The organism is Acrocarpospora pleiomorpha, assembly GCF_009687885.1.
Classification (GTDB): Bacteria; Actinomycetota; Actinomycetes; order Streptosporangiales; family Streptosporangiaceae; genus Acrocarpospora; species Acrocarpospora pleiomorpha.
In genome coordinates this window covers 1-25968 of record NZ_BLAF01000109.1, presented here as the reverse complement: position 1 = coordinate 25968, position 25968 = coordinate 1, and the positions used below count along the sequence as shown (strand labels likewise).

Annotated in this window: 14 protein-coding genes and 1 pseudogene; 11 read left to right on the top strand and 4 right to left on the bottom strand. The window is 68.8% G+C overall.

The window, feature by feature from the left end; genetic code table 11:
• The 3 genes and pseudogenes from Aple_RS54020 to Aple_RS49545 form a co-directional block, all read left to right on the top strand.
• Positions 1-202 (top strand): annotated as a pseudogene (locus tag Aple_RS54020) (hypothetical protein); the annotation flags it as partial.
• On the top strand, positions 192-866 hold the full coding sequence (locus tag Aple_RS49550) for an RloB family protein (RefSeq protein WP_155351767.1): 675 nt from the start codon (positions 192-194) through the stop codon (positions 864-866). The pseudogene Aple_RS54020 and the gene Aple_RS49550, both read left to right, overlap by 11 nt.
• Positions 867-1233: 367 nt before the next feature.
• Positions 1234-3597, top strand: coding sequence for an ExeM/NucH family extracellular endonuclease (locus tag Aple_RS49545; protein WP_155351766.1), 2364 nt, complete (start codon positions 1234-1236; stop codon positions 3595-3597).
• A gap of 46 nt (positions 3598-3643) precedes the next feature.
• Here the strand turns inward: Aple_RS49545 and Aple_RS49540 are convergent, their stop codons facing one another.
• Complete coding sequence (locus Aple_RS49540; RefSeq protein ID WP_155351765.1) at positions 3644-5572, bottom strand: hypothetical protein; 1929 nt, start codon at positions 5570-5572, stop codon at positions 3644-3646.
• Between Aple_RS49540 and Aple_RS49535 the strand changes: the two genes are divergently transcribed.
• The 3 genes from Aple_RS49535 (at position 5553) to Aple_RS49525 (ending at position 10346) form a co-directional block, all read left to right on the top strand.
• The gene (locus tag Aple_RS49535; protein ID WP_155351764.1) at positions 5553-6260 is read left to right on the top strand and encodes a hypothetical protein; all 708 of its coding nucleotides are present in this window, start codon (positions 5553-5555) and stop codon (positions 6258-6260) included. The genes Aple_RS49540 and Aple_RS49535 overlap by 20 nt on opposite strands.
• A gap of 449 nt (positions 6261-6709) precedes the next feature.
• Complete coding sequence (locus Aple_RS49530; protein WP_218038915.1) at positions 6710-9733, top strand: AfsR/SARP family transcriptional regulator; 3024 nt, start codon at positions 6710-6712, stop codon at positions 9731-9733.
• A gap of 58 nt (positions 9734-9791) precedes the next feature.
• Positions 9792-10346, top strand: coding sequence for a M15 family metallopeptidase (locus Aple_RS49525; protein ID WP_155351763.1), 555 nt, complete (start codon positions 9792-9794; stop codon positions 10344-10346).
• Between the two features lie 59 nt (positions 10347-10405).
• On the opposite strand, the gene Aple_RS49520 is transcribed toward Aple_RS49525, so the two are convergent.
• Positions 10406-11656, bottom strand: coding sequence for an ROK family transcriptional regulator (locus Aple_RS49520; RefSeq protein WP_218038914.1), 1251 nt, complete (start codon positions 11654-11656; stop codon positions 10406-10408).
• 219 nt (positions 11657-11875) lie between these two features.
• Between Aple_RS49520 and Aple_RS49515 the strand changes: the two genes are divergently transcribed.
• The 3 genes from Aple_RS49515 to Aple_RS49505 all read left to right on the top strand — a co-directional run bounded on the left by Aple_RS49515 (position 11876) and on the right by Aple_RS49505 (position 19714).
• Positions 11876-13144 (top strand): ROK family transcriptional regulator, encoded by a 1269-nt coding sequence (locus Aple_RS49515; RefSeq protein ID WP_246265551.1) that lies wholly within the window; start codon positions 11876-11878, stop codon positions 13142-13144.
• Positions 13145-13387: 243 nt separating this feature from the next.
• Positions 13388-19048, top strand: coding sequence for a ThuA domain-containing protein (locus Aple_RS49510; protein ID WP_218038913.1), 5661 nt, complete (start codon positions 13388-13390; stop codon positions 19046-19048).
• Positions 19049-19177: 129 nt separating this feature from the next.
• Complete coding sequence (locus tag Aple_RS49505; RefSeq protein WP_155351762.1) at positions 19178-19714, top strand: hypothetical protein; 537 nt, start codon at positions 19178-19180, stop codon at positions 19712-19714.
• On the opposite strand, the gene Aple_RS49500 is transcribed toward Aple_RS49505, so the two are convergent.
• The gene (locus Aple_RS49500) at positions 19711-20586 is read right to left on the bottom strand and encodes a GAF domain-containing protein (protein ID WP_155351761.1); all 876 of its coding nucleotides are present in this window, start codon (positions 20584-20586) and stop codon (positions 19711-19713) included. The genes Aple_RS49505 and Aple_RS49500 overlap by 4 nt on opposite strands.
• A gap of 112 nt (positions 20587-20698) precedes the next feature.
• Positions 20699-22804, bottom strand: a complete 2106-nt coding sequence (locus Aple_RS49495) for an ATP-binding protein (protein ID WP_155351760.1) — start codon at positions 22802-22804, stop codon at positions 20699-20701.
• A 208-nt stretch (positions 22805-23012) separates the two neighbouring features.
• Between Aple_RS49495 and Aple_RS49490 the strand changes: the two genes are divergently transcribed.
• Positions 23013-25142 (top strand): hydantoinase/oxoprolinase family protein, encoded by a 2130-nt coding sequence (locus Aple_RS49490; protein ID WP_155351759.1) that lies wholly within the window; start codon positions 23013-23015, stop codon positions 25140-25142.
• Positions 25139-25968: hydantoinase B/oxoprolinase family protein (locus tag Aple_RS49485; RefSeq protein ID WP_218038912.1), on the top strand; the 830-nt coding region annotated here is incomplete at its 3' end. The genes Aple_RS49490 and Aple_RS49485, both read left to right, overlap by 4 nt.

Here is a 25968-nt window from a genome sequence, read left to right as displayed (position 1 = left end):
GGAGAAGGACAAGGACGGTGCTACCGCGCTGTACCCATTGACGGCCGCTTCGCCGACAGAGAATGAGGACTTGATGAAGTCCTACCTGGCTGGGGCGTTCGGCGGAGTTCCGTTGATCTTGGAGGGTCAGATCGCCCGTCGGTTGATCACTACGGACGAGCGGCTGAAGGGGGCCCGGCGGAGGAGAGCGGATGGCGCGTAAGAAGGGCAAGGAAGAGCTGGGCCCTTCGAAAAGGCAGCGCGCCCGTCGGCGCCGCCTTGTCTATGTCTACTCGGAGGGACAGGTCACCGAGCCGACGTACATTGAGATCGTCCGTGCTCAGGGTGTTTACGCGGACCCGACGATCGCGGTGGAGGTCAGGATCGCGAATGCCACCGTGGCAGGCTCCCGGCGTAAGCCGATCAAGTTGGTCGAGGCGGCGGCACGCCTCATGCGTGAGCAGATTCGGGAGGCGAAGCAGGGCGGACTGACGGAGGAATTCTGGCCACAGGTCTGGTGCCCGTTCGACCGAGACGATCACGAGCAGGTCGACGAAGCCTTCAAGCTGGCCCGTGAAGCAGATGTCCGTGTCGCGTTCTCGCATCCGTGCTTCGAGGTTTGGCGGCTGCTGCACTTCAAGCCGGTGCCCGGAACCTTCAGCGGGGTTTGCGGCCTCGTGACCGATCGGCTCCCCTTCGCCAAGGCCGTCGAGAACGTCAAACTCGTGCTCCCGGAACAGATCCCGGTTGGCAGTTTCGGTGAGGCGAAGAAGCGCGCCGAGCAGATGAACGCGGCACATGGGGATCATGTCCCCTGGTCGCGGCGAGACCCGTACACCGATGTCCACACCTTCGTTGAACAGGGCCTCGGGATTCGGTCCTACTGAACTGGACCATTGTGTCCGGGGCTGGCCACTGCTCAACCGACTGGCGAGATGTGTGATCGACTTCGTGGGTCGGCTTGCATCGCCGGGGGCGTCTATCGCGAAGCCATTTGGGCCGCCGACGCCCTCCGGGGGATCTGGCTGGCCCGAGCCGGCCACGATCTTGCCTCGCCTGGCGGCAAGGACGAGCCCACTGTCCTGGCGGACGAGCAGGAGCAAGGCGCCCTATGAAGGGGTCGAGCCCTCAAGGTCACATTTGCCCAGATAACTAACGCCGCCCTCGGCATGAAGTGCTGATTTATGCCTAGTTCACCATTAATCAACCATTTGGATGCCATATTTCCTAATCAATGGCTTTACCTTGCCAGCCATGCGTCCCATGCCCAGGGCACTCGCGATCTTCGTAACCGCCGGCCTCGCTGTCGGCTCGATCGCCGCTCTCCCCTCCGCTCCCGCCGTCGCCGCGCCGGGAACAGTAGTCATCAGCCAGGTGTACGGAGGGGGCGGCAACTCCGGCGCCCCCCTCTCCAACGACTACGTCGAAGTCTTCAACCGCAGTGGCGCCCCCGTCTCGCTGGCCGGCTGGTCGGTGCAGTACACCAGCGCCACCGGAACCGGAAACTTCGGCTCCAACAAGACCAACCTGACCGGTACCGTCGCCCCCGGCCAGTACCACCTGGTCCAGCTCCAGGCGGGCACCACCCCGAGCGGTTCGCTGCCCACACCCGACGACACCGGCACCATCAACATGAGCGGCACCGCGGGCAAGGTGGCGCTGGTCCACTCCACCGACGGCCTGGCCTGCAACGGCTCCACCGTCGTCTGCACCCCGGAGCAGCTCGCACTCGTCGCCGACCTGGTCGGTTTCGGTACGGCGAACTTCTTCGAGGGCAGCGCCGCCGCGCCCACGCTCAGCAACACCACCGCGGCGTTCCGCAAGAGCGCCGGCTGCGCCGACACCGACGACAACGCCGCCGACTTCGAGGCCGGAGCCCCCGCCCCGCGCAACAGCGCGACCACCGCGGCTCCCTGCGGCGGCGTCCAGCCGTCGCCCAGCCCGAGCCCCACCGTCGAGCCGAGCCCGAGCCCGAGTCCCACGCCGCCCGCCACGTGCGACACCCCCATCACCCACCGGATCGCGCAGGTGCAGGGCAGCGGCGACGCCAGCCCGATCGCGGGCCAGGACGTCCGGGTCGAAGGCATCGTCACCGGCAACTTCCAAGGAAGCGGCCAGCTCGGCGGCTTCTACATCCAGGATCCCAAGCCGGACAACAACGCGGCGACCTCCGAGGGCCTGTTCGTGTTCTCGTCCTCGCCCGTGACCGTCGGCAGCCGCGTGCTCGTCTCCGGCAAGGTGATCGAGTTCAACGGCCTCACCGAGATCTCGCCGGCCACCGTCGTCAACATCTGCGGTTCCGCCACGATCAAACCCATCGAGCTGGAGCTGCCGCTCAAGGCGGGCACCACCTTCGAGCGGTACGAGAACATGCTCGTCACCTTCGACGACAAGATGGCCGCCTCGGAGATCTACAACCTCGGCCGGTTCGGCGAGATCACCATCGCGGCGAACGAGCGGCTGTGGCAGCCGACCGACCGCACCGGCGTGGACACCGACAAGGACGCCCGGCGTACGATCCTGCTCGACGACGGTTCCAACGTGCAGAACCCGCCGCTCCTGCCGTACCACAGTGAGGGGTTGAACACCGTCCGGCTCGGCGACGAGGTGAAGAAGCTGACCGGTGTGATCACCTACGGCTTCAACCTCTATCGCGTGCAGCCGACGAAGCCGGTCGTCTTCCGGTCGCAGAACCCGCGTCCCGCCGAGCCCGAGCGGGTCGGCGGCAACGTCCGCGTGGCCAGCCTCAACACGCTCAACTGGTTCACCACGCTCGGCTCCCGGGGCGCGACCACCGCGGTCGAGCGCGACCGCCAGCTCGCGAAGCTGGTCGCCAACATCCTCAGCCTCGACCCTGACGTGGCCGGCCTGATGGAGGTCGAGCGCAACAACGACGTGGCGCTCAACGCCCTGGTCAACGCGCTGAACGCCAAGGCAGGCGCGGGCACGTACAAGGGGATCACCCACCCCAACCCGGGCACCGACCTCATCCAGACCGCGCTGATCTACAAGCCCGCCAAGGTCACCCCGATCGGCGCGGCGCAGTCCTCATCCGACCCGATCTTCAACCGGCCGCCGCTGGTCCAGACCTTCGGCAGGGCCGACGGCAAGGGCGAGACGTTCACGATTCTGGTCAACCACTTCAAGTCCAAGGGCTGCACCGACGTGGACGGCCCCGCCACCGGCCCCGACGCCGACCAGGGCGACGGCCAGAGCTGCTATAACGCCAAGCGCGTCAAGCAGGCCACGGCCCTGCTGACCCTGATCGACAGCCTTAGCCTGCAGAACGTGCTCGTCGCCGGCGACATCAACGCCTACGGCGAGGAAGACCCCATCCACCTCTTCGAGGACGACGGGCTGACCAGCCTGAGCAAGAAATACATCCCGAAGGATGACCGCTACAGCTACGTCTTCGAGGGCCTGTCCGGCGAGCTCGACCACCTTCTGGTCGACAAGGACCTGCGCAGGCTGGTGACCGGCGCCACCATCTGGCACGTCAACTCCGATGAGGGCCGGTTCATGGACTACAACACCGAATTCAACCCGCCGTACCTGTACGCCCCTGACGCCTACCGCTCCTCCGACCACGACCCGCTCCTGGTCGGGCTCAAGCTCTAAAGACCCGCGGGCCGTGACAGAAACCCTGTCACGGCCCGCATTACGGCTATTGCGATGACTTCTTCTTCCTGAGCCGTTTCCGCAGGGGCGACCCGTTCCCACTCGTGCGTGTCGGGGTATCGTCATCCCCTTGGTCGCCGCCGGTTCGCGTGCTGGTGGGCCGGACGGTCGGGGGAGTCCTGGGGGCGATCGATCGTGGAGTGGTTTGTGCGAGTCCCAGGCCTTTCATACTGGTACGACTCTGCTCCCTGTCCACAGAAGATCTGGCCACCGGAGATGTGATCCGCATAGACGTGCCCACAGGTGAGGTGATCCCCGGGGATGTCTGCACCGGAGGGGTCGTCACTGTGGGGGGTCCCTGGTCGCCGCGCTCCTGCCGGGCTTCGGCTGCGGTCAGAGCGACGTCGCTGTCCAGGTATGCCTGGTACGACTCGTATTCGTCGAGAGCCTGGATCAGCTCCTGGTCATCCTCGTCCAGGTCCTGCCAGACGGGTGACGACGGCAGGTCGGACGGGGTTTCCTGGCTCGACGCGTAACCGGTTGGGTCGACAGAGCGGGTGCCCTGGGGTTCGAGCCCGGAGAACGCGATTCCCCCGGCGAGCGCGCCCCGCCCGCCAATTGACTTCAGCGCCTTCTGTCCCGCCAACGGGAGATCGTCGCCCATCATTCTTCGCAGCGTGTCCTCGTCACGGAGCACGGCCGGCGGGGGCCACGGGTAAACCTTCATGTGCGTGGCCAGTGTCCGCTGGAAGACGTCAGGATAGACGTCGTTCAGGACCAGGAAACATTTGAGGCAGCAGGCCCTGCCGACGCCCAGCTTGTAGCTGCCCGGAGCTTCGCGGGCGACCGCCAGCGCCTGCATTTCCGCGTGCACTTTCTGCTCGGTGCCGTTCTTCGCCTGCGGCAGCGATCCGTTGTACGCGACCACCCGGATGCGGCCCTCGGTCTGTTCCAGCGTCCGGAGGTACGCGATGGCCTTCCGGATCCGAATCTCGGCGCGCGTTCTCGATTCGAGGAGCTGTGGCTTCGACGTCGTCGGCTGGCGCGCCGCGATGGTGTCCAGCAGCGCCTGTACCTCCTCTTCGGCCTTGTGTCCGACCGCCCGGGAGGCACGGAGCAATGCTTCCAGGTCACGCCCCAGGTCCTGGTCCGGCCGGTTGGCGAAGACGCCGATCTCGCGCCCGCGGTGCAGCAGCGAAACGCACACCCGGTCTCCCCGGAGAGTGGTGAGCACGTCGGCGACCCGGTCGAGCGCACGTTCGTCCTTGAGCGCCGGATCGCTGCCCAGTTGAGCCATCCAAGCCGCGTGTGACCCGTGCTGCCGCAGGAGTTGACGCTTCAGGGCGTCCAGGCGCGCCGTCATGGTGTCCTTGGCGGCACTCTGCGCTTTCCCGTACTCGGGGTATCCCAGGCCCTCCATCGATGCCATCTCGACCGAACCCGTATTGTTCGGCAGCCACTGCGCGTCGTGTAACTCCGCGAGTTTGGCGTCGAAGGCTTCCCGCACGCCGATTTTGCCGGTCCACGACTGTAACCGGCTGAGCGTCAGGTCCGTTCTACCGGGCTCTCTGCTTGTTGTCCAATAAAGCTCAGCCAGTATCTCCCCCCGGCTGGTGGCCGCCACGTTCAGCGTTTTTCCCAGCGCCTTCCACAGGGTTTCGGACTTCTCGAGGTGTTGCCCGATCGAGAGCGGTGCGCTGGGAACGACTCTGCGCGCCTGCGCCAGCCAGTAACTGGCGACCTTGCCGTCGTCGGAGTAGGGGTTGTTCAGCCCATTCAGCAAGCGCTCGGTCAGGGCGGAGTTCTCCTCGGTGAACTCCACGAAATCCTGAAAATTCGCAAATGGCCCATGTTCTTTGAGAGCTCGGTACGGCGGCGTGAAAACCGGATCGTCCACGGGGGCGGGGCCGGAATCCCGCTCCTCACCCAGGTCCATATCAGCACCGAGGAGGTCGGTGGCGGCGGTGGTTGGCAAGCTCGTGGTGGTAGTGGGGATGCCGGTGGACGTCCGTGGGGCTGGGTCGTCATCGTCGGACGAGTCATCGATGACGATGACCTTCCTGGCCTTTGGCGTGCCCGTGTGGATCTTCGCGGTGGTGACAGGCGTGCGGGTCGGAACGGAGAGGGTCCGGGGGATCGGCTTTGGGACGAGTGAGGACACCGGGAGCTGGGTCTCCGGGATGACATCACCCGTCTCTTCGTCGTCACGGCCACCCCGGACGCTCGACAGCCGCCTCGGCGGTGAATCCGGAACGCTGAACGTGGAGATGCGGCTGGACCTGGTCTGCGGCGGAGAGTCCGGAACGCTGAACGTGGAGATGCGGCTGGACCTGGTCTCGCTCCGCGGCGGAGAGTCCGGGACGAAGAAGGGAAACCCCAGCGAAGTCGAGGACACCGGAGTCGTGCCCGTGGTGGAGGTGCGAGGCCTGCTCACCACAGGCGGGAGCGAGTCCCTGGTAGACCGCGTGCTCTGCTCCGTCGTGGTGGGGACTGTCGTGGTGGGGACTGCCGAGGACCGGACCAACTGCAGCTTGGGCCGGATCGGACCTAGGCGCCGCGGCTCTTCAGGAAATTCCTCGATCTCATCGACGAGAGCAGGATCCTGGGTGAAAACAGGCGTGGTCTTTGGCTTCGCCTGCCGCTTCCGGGTTCGTGACGGCTGACTGGACTTTCTCTCCGCCTTCTTCGTCGGCTGGGTAGGTTCCTCCGGAATTATGAATTTCCATGGCGTCGTCACATCTACCCCATTCTGCTCAGCCCGCCACACATCCTCCCCACCCAGTCACGATCACGGACCTACTGCCATGGTGACAAAAGGGTCCTACCTCACCATGTGAACGCGGCCGGGCGTCTACTCCCCGGCAGGGCGCTGGTGGGCCTTCGCGCGAGGAAGGCCGAGAGGTCGTCCACGAATCCGCCGGGCTGATCCACAGCGGGGTGCGAATGCAGCCAGGGGTCGCGCGCCGTGCGGGCCGAACTCTTCCGACAGCGTGATTTCCCTGTCGGCTCAAGAGTCCACAAGCGCGCGACACGATCTAGTGTGCTTACTGCCGGGAGCCGGATACCCACGCGACGCTGCTGGCTTTCGCCGTTCCTGGACGGGAGGAGCGCCGTGGAGTTCCGCGTTCTCGGTCCGATGGAAGTGTGGCACGGGGGGCGGCAGGTGCCGCTGGGCGGCGCGAAGCCGCGGGCGCTGCTCACCGCGCTGGTACTGGACGCGGGCCATGTGCTGCCTGTGGACCGGCTGATCGAGGCGGTCTGGGGGGAGGACCCACCGCCCACCGCCCGCGCCGTGCTCCAGACCTATGTCGCCGCGCTGCGCCGCGCCTTCGACCAGGCGGGCCTGCCCGCCGTCATCGTCTCCCACCGGGTGGGCTACCTCGCCGAGGTGCCCGGCGAGGCCGTGGACCGCGACGTATTCGAGCGGCTCGCCGCCGAGGGCCGGTTGCACGCCCGCGACGGCCGCCCGGCGGAGGCGGCGGTACGGTTCCGGGCGGCGCTCGCGCTCTGGCGGGGAGCGGCGCTCGGCGGCATCGGCGACTCCTTCCTGCGCGCGGAGGCGCTGCGCCTGGAAGAGCTGCGGTTGGCGGTCATCGAGGAGCGGATCTCGGCGGAGCTCGCCACCGGACGGGCGGAGGATCTCGTCGACGAGCTCACCGAGCTGGTGGCGCTGCACCCGGTGCGCGAGCGGCTGCGCCGCGACCTGATGATCGCGCTGTACCGGTCGGGTCGGCAGGCTGACGCCCTCGCGGCGTTCGGCGAGGGCAGGCGCGTGCTGATCGAGGAGCTGGGCATCGACCCGGGGCCGGAGCTGCGCCGTACTCACGAGGCGATCCTGCGCTCCGACCCGGCGCTGCTCGGCGTCGCCGAGCCCGGGCCGCCCCCGCCGCGCCAGCTCCCGTCCGCGCCGCCGGACTTCACCGGCCGCGAGGACGAGATCGCCACGCTGCGCGCCGGGCTCGCCCAGCAGGGCGGCACTCCCGTCCAGGTGATCTCGGGCGCGGGCGGCACCGGCAAGACCAGCCTCGCGCTGAAGGTCGCGCACATGGCCGCCGGCCTCTACCCCGACGGCCAGCTGTACGTCGAGCTGCGCGGCACCGCCGACGCCCAGGCGTCCCCGGAGGAGATCCTGGGCCGCCTGCTCAGGCAGCTCGACCCCGCCGCCACCAGCCCGCCCGCCACCTTGGAGGAGCGCGCCAGCCGTTTCCGCACCCTACTGGCCGGGAGCCGCAAGCTGCTCGTGCTCGACGACGCCGCCAGCGAGGCCCAGGTGCGCCCGCTGCTGCCCGGCACGCCCGGCTGCGCGGTGATCGTCACCTCCCGCAACCGGCTCCCCGGCCTGGCCGGCGCCGCCTTCGTCGACCTCGGCGTACTGCCCCGCGACGCCGCCATGACCCTGCTCGCCCGCATCGCCGGCCGGGACAGGATCAGCGCGGACGCCGACGCCGCCCAGCAGATCGTGCGCCGGTGCGGCGGCCTGCCGCTGGCGCTGCGGATCGCCGGGGCGCGGCTGGCCGCGCGCCGCCAGTGGACGACAGAAATGCTGGCCGGGCGGCTGGCAGACGAGCGGCGCCGGTTGGACGAGCTCGCCGTCGGCGACCAGGAGGTGCGGGCCAGCATCAGCCTCAGCTACCGTGCGCTCACCCCCGCCGCCAGGACCATGCTGCGCCGCCTTGGCTTGCTCGGCCTGCCCAGCCTGCCGGTGTGGGTCGCCGCCGCGGCCACCGACCAGCCCTTGGCGGAGGCCGAGCGGGTGCTGGAACAGCTGGTGGACGCGTCCCTGCTGGACATCGACGGCACCGACTCCATCGGCTGGATGGGCTATCGCCCGCACGACCTGATCAGCCTGTACGCCAGGGAACGCGCCGAGGAGGAGGACACCCCCGGCGAGCGCGCGGCGACGGTGGAACGGGTGCTCGGCGCGTGGTTGTGGCTGGTGCAGCAGATCAACGACGCGGTGCCGACCACCGGGATGGCCATGCGCGCGACCTACCGCACGGCGCGTCCCCTCGATCCCGAGCTGGCCAGGGCGGTGCTCGCGGACCGGCACGCCTGGTTGCGGGAGCAGGAGACGTCCCTGGTCGTCGCCATCGACCTGGCGGCCGCGATGGACCTCGACGAGGTGGCGGTGGAGCTGGCCTGCGCCCTGTCGGGCACCGCCTTCGGCGGCAGCCAGTACGTCTTCGACAACCCGTTCACCGGCTGGCACCGTACCCACGAGGCCGCGCTCGCCGTCGCGCGGCGCAGGGGGAACTCGCTGGGCGAGGCGATCCTGCTGGCCGGGCTCGGCCAGCTTCGCTACGAGCAGGACCTGTTCGCGGAGTCGCGGGACTACCTCAGCCAGTCCCTGTCGATGTTCCGCGCCGCGGGTGACGCGCGGGGCGAGGCGGTCACGCTGACCGCGCTCGGCGCGGCCTGCCGGGAGCAGGGCTACCTCCCGGAGGCGATGCACTTCCTCGGCCGGGCCGAGAAGATGTGGACCGACCTCTCCGACGACACCGCCATGGCGAACGTGCAGCGGCTGATGGGCACCGTGCTGCTGGAGCGGGGGGAGTACGACCGATCCTGGGCGGTCCTGACCTGCGCGTTGCGCCTCTACCGCGAGGGCGGCAGCCGCCGCGGCGAGGGTATGACGCTGCGCAACATCGCGCTGTTCCACCGCGCCAGGGGCGAGCTGGACGAGGCGGAGCGGACCGCCGGCGAGGCGCTGGTGATCTTCGGCGCGATCGGCGACCAGCTCATGGAGGCGTACGCGCTGCGCGTGCTCGCCAAGGTGTGGCTGCGGCGCGGCCGGTTCGAGGAGGCGCGGCGGGCGCTGGACGAGACGCTGGCCACGGTCAGGAAGCTGCGCGACCGGTTCGGCGAGGCCTGCACCCTGCGCGCGATCGGCGAGTGCCATCTCGCCGAAGGGCGCCTCTACCAGGCGCGCAGCCGGCTGGAGGAGTCGCTGGCCGGGTGGGAGGAGATCGGCTCGATGGTCTTCCGGGCCCGGACGCTGCACGACCTGTCGCGCGTGCACGACGCGTTCGGCGACGCGGCGGCCGGCGCCGCGATGCGGGCGGAGGCGATGGAGACGTTCCGGTCGCACGGGGCTCGCGAGTACGCCGAAGCCGCAGAACAGCTACAGAGTTCTTGAAGCGGTGCGATCCATGATGCCGGGAACCGTTCGCTCACGATTCCTGGAGAGAGTCCCCGTGACAGAGATCGTCTTGTTGTCGGATCCGCGGATCGCCCGAATACGCGTCGAGGAGTGCGGCGAACCGCTCGTCGACCTGCGCGCCGTCGACGCGCTCCGCGTGGATCCGCGCCTGGCCGACGAACGGGGGGCGTACGCGCACGTCCGGCTGAGCGTGGCCGATCGGCTGGTCGCCGCGCAGACCAGGTTGCCGCAGGGGCTGCGGCTGCTGGTCGTGGAAGGCCTGCGCCCCCGCGACCTGCGGGAGCGGTATTTCGCGCCGCACGTCTCGGGCGGCGCGGTGGACCTCACGCTGTGCACGCAGTCCGGCGCGGAACTCCCGATGGGCACCGAGGTCAACGCCACCCCGCCGGAGGCGGACGAGGCCTGCCACACCGCCTCGACGGCCATCTCCACCCAGGACACCGCCAACCGCCGCCTCCTCATCACCGCCATGACCGCGACCGGGTTCGTCAACTACCCGACCAAGTGGTGGCACTGGTCGTACGGCGACCGCTACTGGGCGTTCACCACGGGCGCCCCGTACGCACGCTACGGAATGTGTGAGCTCTAGGCACGCGAGCAGCGGACCCGGCACTCACCGGCTGTAATTCCGCTGTAATCCCGGAATTTCTATGAGGTGCGGATCGGGATGGTGGTGGGGTCGGACAGCACTCGTTCGATGACGACGTGGACTCCGCCCCGCGAGGCGGCGCCGAAGCCGAGATCGGAGGCGGCGAAACCGCAGCGGCTGGTGGCAGCGGTCATGCCGAGCCGGTCCAGTTCCGTCTGGGCGACGGGGATGATTCGGTCGGCGAGTTGGGCGAAGTACCCACCTAGGACGACCACCCGCGGGTTGAAGAGGTTGATCAGCATTGCGGCGCCGCGGCCGAGCCACCGGCCCACCTCGGTGATCCCCGCGTCGACGCGGGGATCCCCTTCGGCCCGCCGCTGCTCCATCTCCGCCAGCCGTTCCTCCGGATCGCGGACGACCTGGCCGAGCCCGTAGGCGTGGTCCGGGGTGGCCATCCGCACCAGCGCCGCCAGCCCCACCTTGGTCTCCCAGCAGCCGATCCGGCCGCAGCCGCACCGCTCACCGGCCGGGTCGACCATGATGTGGCCCGCCTCTCCGGCGAACCCGTCCGCTCCGTTCAGCAGCCGTCCGGCGGAGATGATGCCGCAGCCGACGCCGACCTCGCCGGTGAGATAGACCAGGTTCGGTGTGCCCATGGCGACCCCCGAGCGGTATTCGGCCAGCGCCGCGAGGTTGGCGTCGTTGTCGACGGTGATGGGCACGTCCGGGGCGGCGGACCGCAGCCGGTCGGCCACCGGCACCTGGTGCCAGCCGAGGTTCGGGGCGATGACGACGGTGCCGGTGGCGGTGTCGATGAGACCGGGCACGGCCACGGTGATCCCGGCCGGCGCGACCCCGAGCCGGCCGAGGTCGGCGACGGTCTTCCCGATCACCTGGGCCAGCTTGTCGAGCGAGCGGCCGGGATCGTTTCCCATGGCGTCGAAGCCGATCCTCCGGTCGGCGAGCACCCGCCCGGCCAGGTCGGTGGCGAAAGCGGCGAGGTAGTCGACGTTGACCTCCACGCCCAGGGCGCCCACCCGGGAGCCGTCGAGCGCGAGCGCCAGGCCCGGCCGCCCGACCGAGCCCGCGTGTTGCGGCCCGATCTCCTTGACCAGCCCGCGCGCCTGCAACTCGCCGACCAGGCTGGTAATGGTGGTCTTGTTCAGTCCCGTTTCGACGGCGGCGGCCGATCGGGAGCATGGGCCGCTCTCGCTGACATGGCGCAGCACGAGGGAGAGGTTGGAGCGGCGAATCGTGGCCTGGTCCGCAGGAACTCCCGCCGACCGGCGGCCAGGACCGGGGAGATCCACGGCCGCCTCCTCAATTCGTCTACATGGCAGGCCAAATTAAAGACGGCCAGGTCCGGTAGGCGCAATCGGCGAGATATGTAACGGTTCGATCACAGGGCGTGCGGGTCGCCGACCTGCGCATATCCGAAGATGTCAACTCGTTATCTGTCCAAGTGGTGCATACCGGACACACGCGTGTTACAAACCTCATTAATTGATCGCCGAGACAAACGAAAGGCGGTGACCCGCGTGGAGCACCACGTCACCCGCGCGGCCGAAGCCGCCTCGCCCACCAGCTCGCCCATGTTGCGCCAGACGAACCTCTCCCTGGTCCTGCGCCACCTGCGCGACCACGTGTCCCGATCCCGGGCCGACATCGCGGAGGCGACCGGCCTGCACCGGGCCACGGTCTCCAACCTGGTGGCCGAGCTCCTCGAGCGCCGGCTGGTACGGGAGACCGGCACCGAGCACGTCGGCGCCATCGGCCGCCCCCGGCGGCCGGTAGCACTGCACGGAGCACACGTCGGCGCGCTGGGCCTGGAGATCAACGTCGACTACATCTCGGTCCACGGCTCCGACCTCAGCGGCCGGGTCCTGGTGGAGCGCCGGGTGGGCTTCGACACGACGGCCAGCGGCCCCGACCGTTCGCTGCGCCGGCTCAGCCGGGTCGCCAGCGAGGCCGTCGAGGCGATGCAGCGGGCCGGGGCCGTCCCGGCCGGCCTCGGGGTGGCAGTCCCGGCCCTGGTCGACGTGGCGCGCGGCGTGGTGACGTTCGCCCCGAACCTGGACTGGCACGACCTGCCGCTGGCGGCGCGGCTGTCCGCCACACTCGGCCTGAGCGTTCCGGTGATGGTGGACAACGACGCCAACCTCGCGGCCCTGGCCGAGCACACCTCCGGCGTGGCCGCCGGCACGCCCCATCTCGTCTACCTGACGGGCGAGGTCGGCGTGGGCGGCGGCATCATCGTCGACGGCAAGCTGCTCCGTGGCGCGGACGGCTTCTCCGGCGAGGTCGGGCACCTGTCGGTCGATCCGGGCGGCGCCCGCTGCGGCTGCGGGCGGCACGGCTGCTGGGAGACCAAGGTGGGGCTGGCGGCGCTGGTGCGGACGGCCATGCCCGAGCAGCCGTACCAGCCGGTCACCGATCCGGAGGAGCGGGCGACGGAGATCGCCAGAGGGTTGGCCGCGGGTGACCGCCGCATGCTGGCGGCGGTCGCGGAGGTTGGACGATGGCTCGGGCTCGGCGGCTCGATCGTGGCCAACCTCTTCAACCCGCGGGTGATCGTCGTCGGCGGCTACTTCGCCACGCTGGCCGAATGGCTGCTGCCGCACGCCCAGGCGGAGCTGGAACGGCTGGTGGTGGCCGGTCCCGCCGCCCAATGCCGGTTCACGGCTTCTGATTTCGGCTTCGGCGCCGCGTCCCGGGGCGCCGCGAGCATGGTGATCAACCAGCTCATCGACCATCCGACCACGATCATGGATCCAATACCCCGGCTGGCAGCCTACTGACAGCCCCCCAGAGCCTGGAGACGGCACCCTCCAGCCACCGCAGTAACCACAACACAAAGTAACAAGTGGCAACAAGCGCGGCGGCGCGCGCCTTGCCTGACGTACCCCCAGTCAGGAAAGGGTTTCCCCATGTCACCACGTTCTCGAACGTGGACCAGGCTCATCAGGGTCCTGCCAGCCAACGAAAATCGAACCTTACGTCGGACGGCAGCGATGATGGCCATGGCCCTCGTCCTGCCCCTCATGCCCGTCCTGTTGCTCCTGACGTCGCCGGCGAACGCCGCCGCGGCCGCGGAGCCTGACTTCAAGGTCCTCGTCTTCTCCAAGACCAGCGGCTTCCGGCATGACTCGATTCCGGACGGCATCGCGGCCATCCAGAAGCTCGGTCAGGAGAACAACTTCGCGGTCGACGCGACCGAGGACAGCACCCTGTTCACCGACGCCAACCTGGCGCAGTACCAGGCCGTCATCTTCCTCTCCACGACCGGCGACCCGCTGAACACCCAGGAGCAGAAGGACTCCTTCCAGCGCTACATCCAGGGCGGCGGCGGCTTCGCCGGCATCCACGCGGCCTCCGACAGCGGCTACAGCTGGGAGTGGTACGGCAAGCTCGTCGGCGCGTACTTCAAATCGCACCCGGCGACCCAGCAGGCCACCGTCAAGGTCGAGGACCTCGCACACCCCTCGACCGCGCACCTGCCGACCTCGTGGACCCGCGTCGACGAGTGGTACGACTACCAGGCCAACCCGCGCGGCACCGTGCACGTGCTGGCGTCGATGGACGAGAAGTCCTACACCGGCGGCACCATGGGCATCGACCACCCGACGGTGTGGTGCCAGGACTACGACGGCGGACGCTCCTGGTACACCGGCCTCGGCCACACCAAGGAGAGCTTCGTCGAGCCGAACTTCGTGAAGATGCTCCTCGGCGGCATCAGGACCGCCGCGGGCGCCGAGAAGGCCGACTGCTCGGCCTCGCAGAGCGGCAGCTTCGAGAAGGTCACCCTCGACGACAACACGGCGAACCCGATGATGACCGACATCGCCAAGGACGGGCGGGTCTTCTACATCGACCGCCTGGGCGACGTCAAGGTCATCAAGACCTCCGGCTCCACCGTGACCGCCGCTCGCCTCAACGTGTTCACCGCCAACGAGAGCGGTCTGCTCGGCCTGGCCCTGGACACCGACTTCGAGACCAACAACTGGCTGTACCTCTTCTACTCGCCCGCCGGCCAGAACGTCGACCGGCTGAGCCGGTTCACGGTCACCGGGGACACCCTCGACCTGTCGAGCGAGAAGACGATCCTCAACGTGCCGGTGCAGCGGGCAGAGTGCTGCCACCACGGCGGCGGCATGCTCATCGACCACAAGACCGGCGACCTGTGGCTGGCCACCGGTGACAACACCAACCCGTTCGCCTCGGACGGCTACACGCCGATCGACGAGCAGTCCGGTCGGGCCGCCTGGGACGCGCAGCGCACCTCGGGCAGCACCAACGACCTGAGCGGCAAGCTGCTGCGCATCACTCCGCAGGACGACGGCACCTACACCATCCCGGCCGGAAACCTGTTCCCCCCGGGCACGGAGAAGACCAAGCCCGAGATCTACGCCATGGGCTTCCGCAACCCGTTCCGGATGGGCCTGGACCCGAAGACCGGCTTCCCCGTGGTGGCCGACTACGGTCCTGACGCCGGTTCCGCCAACGCCGCCCGCGGCCCGCAGGGGACCGTGGAGTGGAACCTGATCAGCAAGCCGGGCAACTACGGCTGGCCGTACTGCGTGGGCAACAACACGCCGTACATCGACTACAACTTCGCGACCAAGGTGTCGGGCTCGGCGTACAACTGCGCCGCGCCGGTCAACGACTCGCCCAACAACACCGGCCTGACCAACCTGCCGCCCGCGCTCGCGGCGACGATCTGGTACACCGGCGGCACCAACCCGAACTCCTTCCCCGAGCTCAACGGTGGCGCGCCGATGGCGGGCCCGGTCTACCGCTACGACGCCGGCCTGGAGTCGACCGTCAAGTGGCCGGCCTACTGGGACGGCAAGGCCATCTTCGGTGAGTGGAACACCAACAAGATCTTCTCGTTCCAGCTCAACGAGGCCGGCAACGCCCAGATCAAGATCAACCAGATCCTGAAGTCCATGAGCTTCAAGCGGCCCATGGACATCAAGTTCGGTCCCGACGGCGCGCTGTACCTGATCGAGTGGGGCTCCGGCTTCGGCGGCGACAACGCCGACTCCGGCATCTACCGCATCGAGTACGTCAAGGGCACTCGCCCGCCGGTGGCCCGCGTCTCGGCCGACAAGACCGACGGCCCGACGCCGCTGACCGTGCAGTTCTCCAGCCAGGGATCGAGCGACCCCGACGGCAAGCCGATCACGTACGCGTGGGACTTCGACGGCGACGGCACCACCGACTCGACCGCGGCCAACCCCTCGCACACCTACACCCAGGCGGGGCAGTACAGCGCGGTCCTGACCGTCACCAACCCCGACGGCCTGACCGGCACCGCGAACCTGCCGATCACGGCGGGCAACACCCGCCCGACGGTGACCATCGACCTGCCGCCGAACGGCGGGTTCTTCGAGTTCGGCGACCAGGTGAAGTACAAGATCACCGTCTCCGACCCCGAGGACGGCACGATCGACTGTGACGAGGTCACGCTTCAGGCCTACCTCGGCCACGACAGCCACGGCCACCCGCTCGACCAGCACACCGGCTGTGAGGGCACAATCCAGACCCTCACCGACAGCGGCCACGGCGTCGACGACAACCTGTTCTACGTGCTCGAGGCCACCTACACCGACCAGGGCGGCGCCAGCGGCGCCGGCAAGCTGACCGGGCGGACCGAGGTCATCCTCCAGCCCAAGCGCAAGCAGGCCGAGCACTTCGCCGGGACCGGCCGCACCGCGGACGGCGTGGGCACGGACGCCGCCGGCGTCCAGATCGAGAACACCGGCGACACCCAGGGCGGCAGCCAGAACATCGGCTTCATCCAGGACGGCGACTGGTTCTCGTTCACCCCGATCAACCTGGGCGGCGTCTCCTCGATCCGGTTCCGTACGGCGTCCGCGGGCGCCGGCGGCACGGTGCAGGTCAAGGTGGGCGACCCCACGACCGGGACCGTGATCGGCTCGATCGACATCACCCCGACCGGCGCGTGGCAGACGTACAAGGATGTCACGCTCGACCTGGCGAACCCGCCCGCGACGACCGGCCCGCTGTTCTTCGTGGTGCGCAAGCCGGCGAGCGCGGCCGCCGACTCCTCGCTGCTCAACTTCAACTGGGTCGACTTCATCGGCAAGGGCGTCACCGACAACCAGCGCCCGCAGGTGACCGCCGCGGCCAACCCGGCCACGGGCACCGCCCCGCTGAAGGTGGACTTCACCTCGACGGCCACCGACCCCGACAACAACACCCCGCTCACGTACAAGTGGAACTTCGGCGTCAACGGTTCGCCGCAGCCGACCACCGCGAACGCGAGCTACACCTACGCCGCGCCGGGCACCTACGCCGCCTCGGTCACCGTGACCGACGCCAAGGGCGCCTCGACCACCGCGACCGTCACCGTCCGGGTGAACCCGCCGAGCACCACGTGCTTCAGCGGTCGCTCCGACGACTTCCTGGGCACTTCGCTCGACCGTAACCGCTGGTCGGTCGTCCGTGAGGACCAGAACCTGCGGGTGGAGGGCGGCAAGCTCATCCTGCCGACCTCGCAGACGGAGATCTACAACACCGGTTCCGGCAACGTGACCAACATCGTCCTGCAGCCGCTGCCACAGGGCGCCTGGACCGCCACCACCAAGGTGACGATGGTCGCGAACACCCAGTACCAGCAGGCTGGTCTGGTCGTGTACGGCGACGACAACAACTACGCCAAGATGGTGCTCCAGGGTCGCAGCGCCACTGCCGACCACGCCGCCCGCATCTTCCAGTTCATCCGGGAAGAGAACGGCGTGCCGAACGAAGTCGCCGCGAGCAACACCGGCAACCTCGGTGACGCTTACCCCGACACCTACTACGTCCGGTTCATGAGCGACGGCTCCAACCTCACCGCTCACTACTCGGCCGACGGCACCACCTTCACGGCGATGCCGGAGACCAAGGCGCTGGCCGGGATCACCAACCCGCGCATCGGCCTCATCTCGTTCGCGAGCACCGGTAACCGCCCGGTCATCGACGCCGCGTTCGACTGGTTCCACATCTCGCCGGACGACACCGCCGAGTCGCCGGAGCCGAGCGACGAGTTCAACGGAACCGCGATCGACCCCTGCCGCTGGAACGCCATCGTCCGTGGTGACAACACCCTCGCTCGCGTGACGGGTGGCAACCTCGAGATCGACACCTCGTCGGGTGACATCTACGGCGGCGACAACAGCAACCCGAAGAACTTCATCCTGCAGAACGCGCCGAACGGCGACTGGACGCTGGAGACGAAGGTCGACGGGTCGACGTTCAACCAGCAGTACCACCAGGGTGGTCTGCTCGTTTACGCCGACGACAACAACTACGTGAAGCTGGACCTCGTCCTCGACAACCAGCCCGGTTCGGCGCTCACGCGTCGGATCGAGCTCCGGAGCGAGGCCGGCGGAACCGTGCTCAACCCGCAGCCGGGCGCCAACAACCTGTCCCAGGGTGTCTGGTACCTGCGTCTGAAGAAGGAAGGCACCACCTTCCGCGGGTCGTACTCCGCCGACGGCACCACGTGGACGGATCTGGCGGAGGCCGTGACCAACACGGCCGTCGGCAGCCCCAAGGTCGGTGTGTTCGCCTTCGGCGTGAACGCGACCGAATCGAAGACGGCCAAGTTCGACTACTTCCGCCTCACCCAGGGAGAGCCGGACACGACCGCTCCGGTGACGACGGCCACCCCCGACCCGGCCCAGCCGGCGAGCGGATGGTTCACCAGCCTGGTCCTGGTCACGCTGGCCGGCGCCGACGAGGCGCAGGGCAGCGGGGTCGCCCGCACCGAGTTCCAGCTCGACGGCGGCGCCTGGACCACGTACCTGGAGCCGGTCGTCATCACCGGCGACGGCCCGCACACGCTGAACTACCGTTCGGCCGACAAGGCGGGCAACGTCGAAGCGGCCAAGTCGCTCGCGCTGAAGGTCGACGCGACGGCGCCCGCCACCACCGCGGACTTCCTCCCGGTGGGCCAGGGCACCGTCCCGGTGACCCTCGCCGCGACGGACGCCACGTCCGGCGTGGAGAAGATCGAGTACGCCCTCGACAGCGGCGACTGGACGCCTTACACCACGACGGTCAACGTCACCGGTGTCGGCGACCACGAGCTGCGCTACCGCGCCACCGACAAGGCCGGCAACGTCGAGGAGACCAAGGCCGCGACCATCAAGATCGAGGAGGAGGCCGCGCCGACCATCCTGATCTCCGGTGTCGCGGACGGCACGGAGTACGGCGACAGCCAGGACCTCACCATCGCCTGGGAGGTCGCCGGCGCCAACATCAAGACGGTCACCGGCACCCTGGACGGCCAGCCGTTCACGTCCGGCACGGTCCAGCCGCTCTACCAGCTGGCCCTGGGCGAGCACACGCTCACCGTCACCGTCGAAACCCAGTCCGGGACCAAGGTGGAGCAGACGATCACGTTCTCCACCGTCACCACGACCGACGACATCTCCGCCCTGATCGAACGCTTCAAGGCCGCCGGCAAGCTCTCCGCCACCGGCGCCGCGAAGCTCCAGGACAAGATCTCCAAGGTCATGGTGTCCGAGGACAAGGAAAGGGAGAGGGACAAGAAGAAGATCGTCAAGAAGCTCGAGCGGTTCATCGAGGCCGTCAACGATCCCAAGATCGTCTCGAACGCCGAGGTGAAGGCCACGTTCCTGCGTGACGCCAACGCCCTGATCGTGGCGAACGGTGGCACGCCCGTTAACTGACCGGGCTGCGACCAGGGGTGCCGGGCACTCCCGGCACCCCGATGCACCCCCGCCCCGGGTGCCCCACCGGGCACCTTGGGCGGGGTTTACCTCTTGGTGATCCGCCGAACCTGAAGGGAATCACGACTCGTGAGACTGAGATATGCCGTGACCGTTGTGCTGGCCGGGCTCGGGCTGATGCTCGGCGCACCGGCGGCCGCCGCCCAGGACGGACCGATCAAGCTGGAGGTGGTCGGGGACGGCGGCCACAACGTCAACGTGCTGGTCACCTGGAAGGAGGACGGCAACCCGGTCACGGAGATCGTCGAGGCGACGCTGGTCGCGACCGCCGCCGACGGCCGCTCCTTCGGGCCGGTCCCGCTCCGGTCGGCGCCCGAGGGCCAGAACCTCTACCACCCCGCCGAGCCGCTGCCGAGCGGTGAGTGGGAGGTGACCGTGACCACGACCAAGCCCGCCAAGGCGCAGAAAACGGCGAAAGTGAAGGCACAGGACATCGCCGCCGTGCCCGTGGCGGCGACCGCCCCCGCAGCGGATGCCGCGGCCACCGCGCCCGCATCCGACGGGGACCTGCCGCTCAAGATCGGCATCATCGCGCTCGCGGCGGCGCTCGCCGTCGCGGTCTGGATCGGCCTCGCCCGTCGCCAGCGGGCGGGCATCCGGCGCTAGCGGCCGGTGAGCCAGACTTCCACCGCGATGCCGGTGGAATCACTCATCGGCTGGGCCAGGAGCGTGGCGATGCGGCCATCGGAGAGGGTGACCTCCTCCACCGCTCCCCGGCCCTGCGCGACCAGCCGTACGGCGGCGTCCTCCAGGGCGAGCCGATCGCGGCGGCACAGGTCCCGGGGCGCGGAACGCGGTATGGCCTGTCCGGCTCTCTTCTCCCGGAGGAACTCCTCCATCAGGGCACGCTCGCGTTCGCTGCTCAGTTCGAGCAGCCGCTGCTCGACGGCGACGGCCGACCGCTGCGCCAGGGCGGTCATGTCCTCGCTCGCCCTTTCGTTCGGGCAGGTGACGCTGATGACGCCGGCCACGCGCCCGCTGAGCGGATTCCGGATCGGCGTGGCCACAGCGGTGATCCCGTGGAGTTCCTCCGCGAAGTGCTCAGACCCCGAGACCAGGCAGGTGCGGCGCTCCACCAGCGCCGTGCCGAAGGCGGTGGTGCCGATGTCCGCCTCGGCGAAGCGGAAGCCGGGTGCGGCGCCGACCGCGTCCAGCAGCCTGCCATGCGCCGGCTCACCCACGTTGCGCAGGTACATCACGCCCGCCGCGTCGCCCAGGAACATGCCCGCCGGGGTGCCCGCGACCGCGGTCCGCAACCGCTCGAACACGGGCCGGGCCGCGCGCACCACCTCGCAGTCGAAATCCAGATCGGGGAACAGGCGTGGGCGGGCGGTGTCGGGAGTGAGTCCCGCCGCCTGGCACCGCCGCCACGAATTCAAGATTGGAACGCGCACCTCGCCCCCCGTGAGCCTTCCGTCCAGGAAACGCTCCAGGATCTTGTCGGCGGGTTGCCGTCTCGCGTCCAAGACACCTGCCATTCAGCTCGCTCCCAAAGCTCCCTCACACTAGGCACATCTGCCAATAATATGGACAAACAGCATTATTGTTCTCATCATCGGGCAAAGAACGATCAATTTTCCGCCTGCCGTTTCATGGGTCGGCGAGCGGGAGGCGAAGGATGAAGCGCGCTCCGTTCTGAGGCGCGTCCTCGACGTGCAGCGTGCCGTGGTGGGCGCGGGCGATGTCGCGGGCGATGGCCAGGCCGAGCCCGGTGCCGCCGCGGTCGCGGCTGCGCGCGGTGTCCAGCCGGGTGAAGGGCTGGAAGATGCGCTCGCGCTCCGCTGCGGGAACTCCCGGTCCGTCGTCGGTGACGCTGAGTTCGGCCATACCGCCGGTACGGCGCACCCCCACCACGACGCCGTGGGCGGCGTGCCGTTGCGCGTTGTCGAGCAGGTTGCTCAGCACCCGGTAGATCTGGGTGGGGACGGCCTTGGTCAGCACGCCGGGTGTGAGATCGAGTCGGGTCGGGTGGGGGTCGCCGATCCGGCGCGAGGTTTCGGTTTCGGCGAGTCCGACCAGGTCGATGTGCTCCAGGGCGGTGGGCGGAACGGCTCCGATCCGGGCCAGCAGGAGGAGGTCGGTGAGGATGTCCTGCAGCCGGTCCACATCGCTCAGCGCGTGCTGGAGCAGGTCGGGGAGGTCGGTCTCGCCGGGATGGAGCTGGGCTTCCTCCAGCTGGGCTCGCAGCCCGGCCAGGGGCGTGCGCAGTTCGTGGGAGGCGTCGGTGGTGAAGCGCCGCTGACGATCGAGTGACTGTCGCAGCGACGTGGTGGCCTGTTCCAGCTCCGCGGATATCGCGTGCTCGTGGGTGTAGCGGCGGGCGTTGTCGACGCACACCGCCGCGCGGTTGACGAGTTCCTCGGCCAGGGAGAGGTCGTCTTCCTCGAACGCGTCCCTGGCCTCGGAGCGATAGAAGCTCACCACCCCGAGGGTGCTGCCGCGGGCCCGCATCGGCACCGCGACGAGGGAGCGGATGCCGTGGTCGCAGACTCTCCGCAAGCGTTCGGGATCTTGTGCCATCCAGCCGAGGTTGGTGGGCAACGCCGGTTCGAGTACCGGCTGTCCGGTGGCCACACTGCGGGCCTGCGGCGTGTACGGGAGCGGGTGGATGAGCGAGCCGACCGGATGCAGGCAGGATCCTTCCGTGACGCCCATGAAGGCGACCCGGCGGTGCCCTGTGTTGATGGTGCCGGGCTCCTCTCCGCGCAGGACGCGGTCGGACAGATCGACGCCGACGTAGTCGGCGAACCGCGGGACGGCGACCTCGGCCAGTTCCTTCGCGGTCTGGGTCACGTCCAGAGTGGTGCCGATCCGGGAGCCCGCGTCGCACAGCAGGGTGAGTCGTTCGCGTGCCTGCAGGGCGAGCCGGCCGATGCTCGGCTCGCTTACGGCGAGCAGCCACCCCTCGGTCGCGGTGGTCGGGGCGGGTTCGGCAGGTGGCGGTGTCACCGCCGTCGATTCTGACCGGTGACCGGGCCACGAGACCGATGTCACGTGCCGGGACGCGCTGCGGTCCACCACCAGCTTGATCCCCGCCTCTCGGGCCCGGCGCCTGGTGTCGAGGAAGGCCCGTGCCCGTACGGAGCTCTGCTCGAGCAGACGTTGTTCGATGTTTCTGGCCGCTGTCGTGACCAGGGCGAGCATCGCCGGATCTGCGTACCGGTCCGGGCATGTCAGATCGAGGATGCCGTGGATTCGGCCACTGATCGGGTCGCGGATGGGAGCGGACGCGCCTGCGAGCATGCGCAGCGAGTCGGCGAGGTGTTCCCGGCCGCGGATGAGCGCCGGACGCCGATCGGCCAGCGCGGTGCCGAGAGCGTTGGTGCCGCCGGCCTCCTCGGCGAACCCGAGGCCGGGCTGGAACGCCAGCCGGTCCAGCCATCTGCGGAGTGCCGGTTCCCTGGTCCGGCACCGCAGGATCCTCGCTCGCTCGTCGGCGAGAGCGACGGCCACCGTGATACCGGAGAGCTGGCATTCCAGCTGATCGAGCACAGGTGCGGCGGCATGGACGAATCTGCTGTCCGTGTCGATGTCCGGGTGGAACGCTATGGACACGTGGTCGGGCGTGATGCCCATGTGCAGGCACCGTTGCCATGACGTCAGCACGCGTTGGCGAACGCCACTCTCGACGGGCTCACCGGCCAGGAAGCGCTCGAGAGCAGCGGTGAGAGCGGCGACGTCAGCTCCGCCAGCCACATGTCGTCCTTTCCATGCGTTCTCCCTATCTCACTCACCCTAGACGCATAGTTCTTCCCGATTTATCCAAATTGATGTTGATTTATGGTAAATCAACCTTTTTCGGCATATTATAAATTGTTTGGTGGGGTTTGGTGGCATTCCTTCGAGCTGCTCCTGGCCGAGCGCCGCGCACCGGAGCCGATTCAGCCAAGGGAGGCTGCCCGTCATGGTTTTGCACGTGGGTATCGACGTCGGGGGCACCTTCACCGACGCCGTCGCCATCGCCGACGGCCGCGCTGTCCACGGCAAGGCCTTCTCGACGCCGGACGTGACCACCGGCATCCTCGCCGCATTGAGCATCCTGCACGAGCGGGTCGGCCTCAACGAGGGGGAGTTCTATCCGGCGATTGACCGGTTCGTTCTGGGCAGCACCATCGTCACCAATACGGTGGACGAGCAGAAGTACGCCCGGGTGGGAGTGCTGACCACGCAGGGCTTCCGGGACACGCTGCGGATCGCCCGTTCTGCGCGTACCGACGAGCGTGACGCGCACAAGCTGACCCCACCGCCCGACATCGTGGATCGGCGTCTGATCGTCGAGGTGCCGGAACGCGTGGACGCGCACGGGAGCGTGCTGGTGCCGCTGTCGCCCGACGCTGTGCGTGCGAGCGTGGAGGAAGTGCTGGCGGCTGGAGCCGAGTCGATCGCGGTGTGCCTGCTGTGGTCGTTCCGCAACGACGCGCACGAGCGGGCGATCGCCGACTACCTGCGCGAGCACCACCCGGAGGTGCCCTACTCGCTGTCCAGCGCGCTGACGCCGGTGTACCGGGAATACGAGCGTATGGTGACCACGGCGCTGGACGCCGCGGTCAAGCCGATCGTCGCGACCCACTTCCAGCATCTCGCCCATGAACTGGCCGCCAGAGGGCTGCGCAGCAGAGTGCAGATCATGCAGGTCCACGGCGGGTTCCTGTCGGTCGAGGAGACCGCGCGGGCGCCGATCTCGATGTTCAACTCCGGCCCTGTCGGCGGGGTGACCGGTGCGCGTCTGCTCGGCATGCGGCTGGGGCGGCGTCGGGTGCTCACCGCTGATATGGGCGGGACGAGCCTGGATGCCGCCGCGATCATCGATGACGAGTTGCGGGTGCTGCCGCGGGCGGAGATCGGTGGGTTGCCGACCAGCTTGACCGCGGTGGACATTGAGACCATCGGCGCGGGGGGTGGCAGCCTGGGCTGGATCGATGGCCGCGGGGTGCTGCGCGTGGGCCCGCACAGCGCCGGTTCGGTCCCTGGGCCCGCCTGCTACGACCCGGGCGGTGAGCGTCCGGCGGTGACCGACGCCGCGCTGGTCATGGGGCTGATCAACCCCGACTACTACCTCGGTGGCACGGTCCCGCTGTCGGTGGACAGGGCGCGCGCCGCGATTCGGCGGCACTTGGCCGAGCCGCTCGGGCTGTCGGAGGATGCTGCCGCGCATGGGATGTATCGGCTGGCGACCTCGCAGATGGCCAACGCGCTGCGCAAGATCACCGTCAATCGCGGGCACGATCCCCGCGAGTTCACCCTGGTCGGCTTCGGCGGCGCCTGCGGACTGTTCGCCGCCGCGATCGCCGCTGAGACGGGGGTGGGTGAGGTGATCATCCCCCGCGACGCCGCCGTGTTCTCGGCCTACGGGCTCCTGCATGCGGACTCGGTGTTCGCCGCGGTTCAGACCAGCCCGTGGACGATGGACCGGCCGGCTGAGGCGCTCGAAAAGGAGTTCGCCGCTCTGGAGCAGCGCGCGGGGGACTGGTTTGACGCCGAGGGCATTCCCGCCGATCGCCGTGCGGTCTTCCGCGAGGCTGATATGAAGTTCGTCGGTCAGATCTTCGAGGTGACCACGCGTCTGCCCGAGGAGCCGTTCCGGGAGGGCGACAAGGAGGGGTTGCGTCGCCGGTTCGTGGCCGACTATGAGGCCGAGTTCGGGACCGGCACGGCGTGGACCGAGGCCGAGGTGCTGCTGGTCAACTCGCGGGTCCGGGCGGTCGGCCGTACCGAGACGCAGACCGTGACCGAGGCCCTCGGCCAGGAGCGGCATACCGCCACCACGCGGGAGGTCATTGAGCCGCTGTCCGGCCAGCGCCGCCATGTCGAGGTGCACCGGGGGTTCGGCGCGCTTGGCAAGGCCGAGGGCCCGTGCCTGATCGAGGAGCCCGACACCACCGTCTACGTGCCGCCGGATGCGGGGATCGAGATCACCGACGGCGGGCACTTCCTCATCCGCCGCCTGGTCACCCCGCCACACCGGGACGGCGGGCAGGCCCAGTACCACCGCCCGACCTCGCCGAGGGTCCGCGACGACAGGAGACCGCAGTGAGCTCACCGGTGTGCGACGGCTTCGATCCCGTCACGCTCGAGGTGATCAGGATGCGCCTCGATTCGATCGTCGAGGAGATGGGCATCGCCATGATCCGATCCTCTGGATCGCCGGTCATCACCGAGGCCGGTGACTTCAACACCGCGCTGTTCGACCCCGCCGGGCGGATCTACGCCTATTCGGACTACGTGCAGTTCCACATCGGGTCGGGCAGTGTGGCCGTCCGCAACCTGATCGAGGTCATCGGGGACGAGCCGTTGTATCCGGGTGATGCGTTCATCTGCAACGACCCGCACACCGCGGGAGCCAGCCACCCGCCCGACACCAATGTGATCTCCCCGATCTTCCACGGCGCCGAGCTGGTCGGCTGGGCGCAGTCGCAGGCCCATCTGCTGGATGTCGGCGGCATGACCCCCGGCGGGTTCGCGCCCGGCGCGCGCGACTGCTACAGCGAGGCCCTGCGACTGCCGCCCGGGGTGAAGGTCTTCGAGCGGGGTGAGCCGGTGGAGTGGGTGCGGCGGATCCTGCTCAACAACGTCCGCGTGCCCGTGCCGTACTGGAACGATGTGCGCAGCCTGGTGGCGAGCAACAACACCGGTATCCGCCGGCTGCTGGCCACGATCGAGGAGTTCGGCCTCCAACAGTTCACGGCCTACACGCGGCGCAACTTCGAGATCGCCGAGCAGGTCGTGCGCGAGCGGCTGGCCCGCCTGCCGGACGGGGTGTGGGAGGCCGAGGAGTGGACCGAGCACAACGGGCACGCCGATGATCTCTACCGGGTCCGGTGCACGCTGACCAAACGCGGCGGCCAGGCCAGGTTGGACTT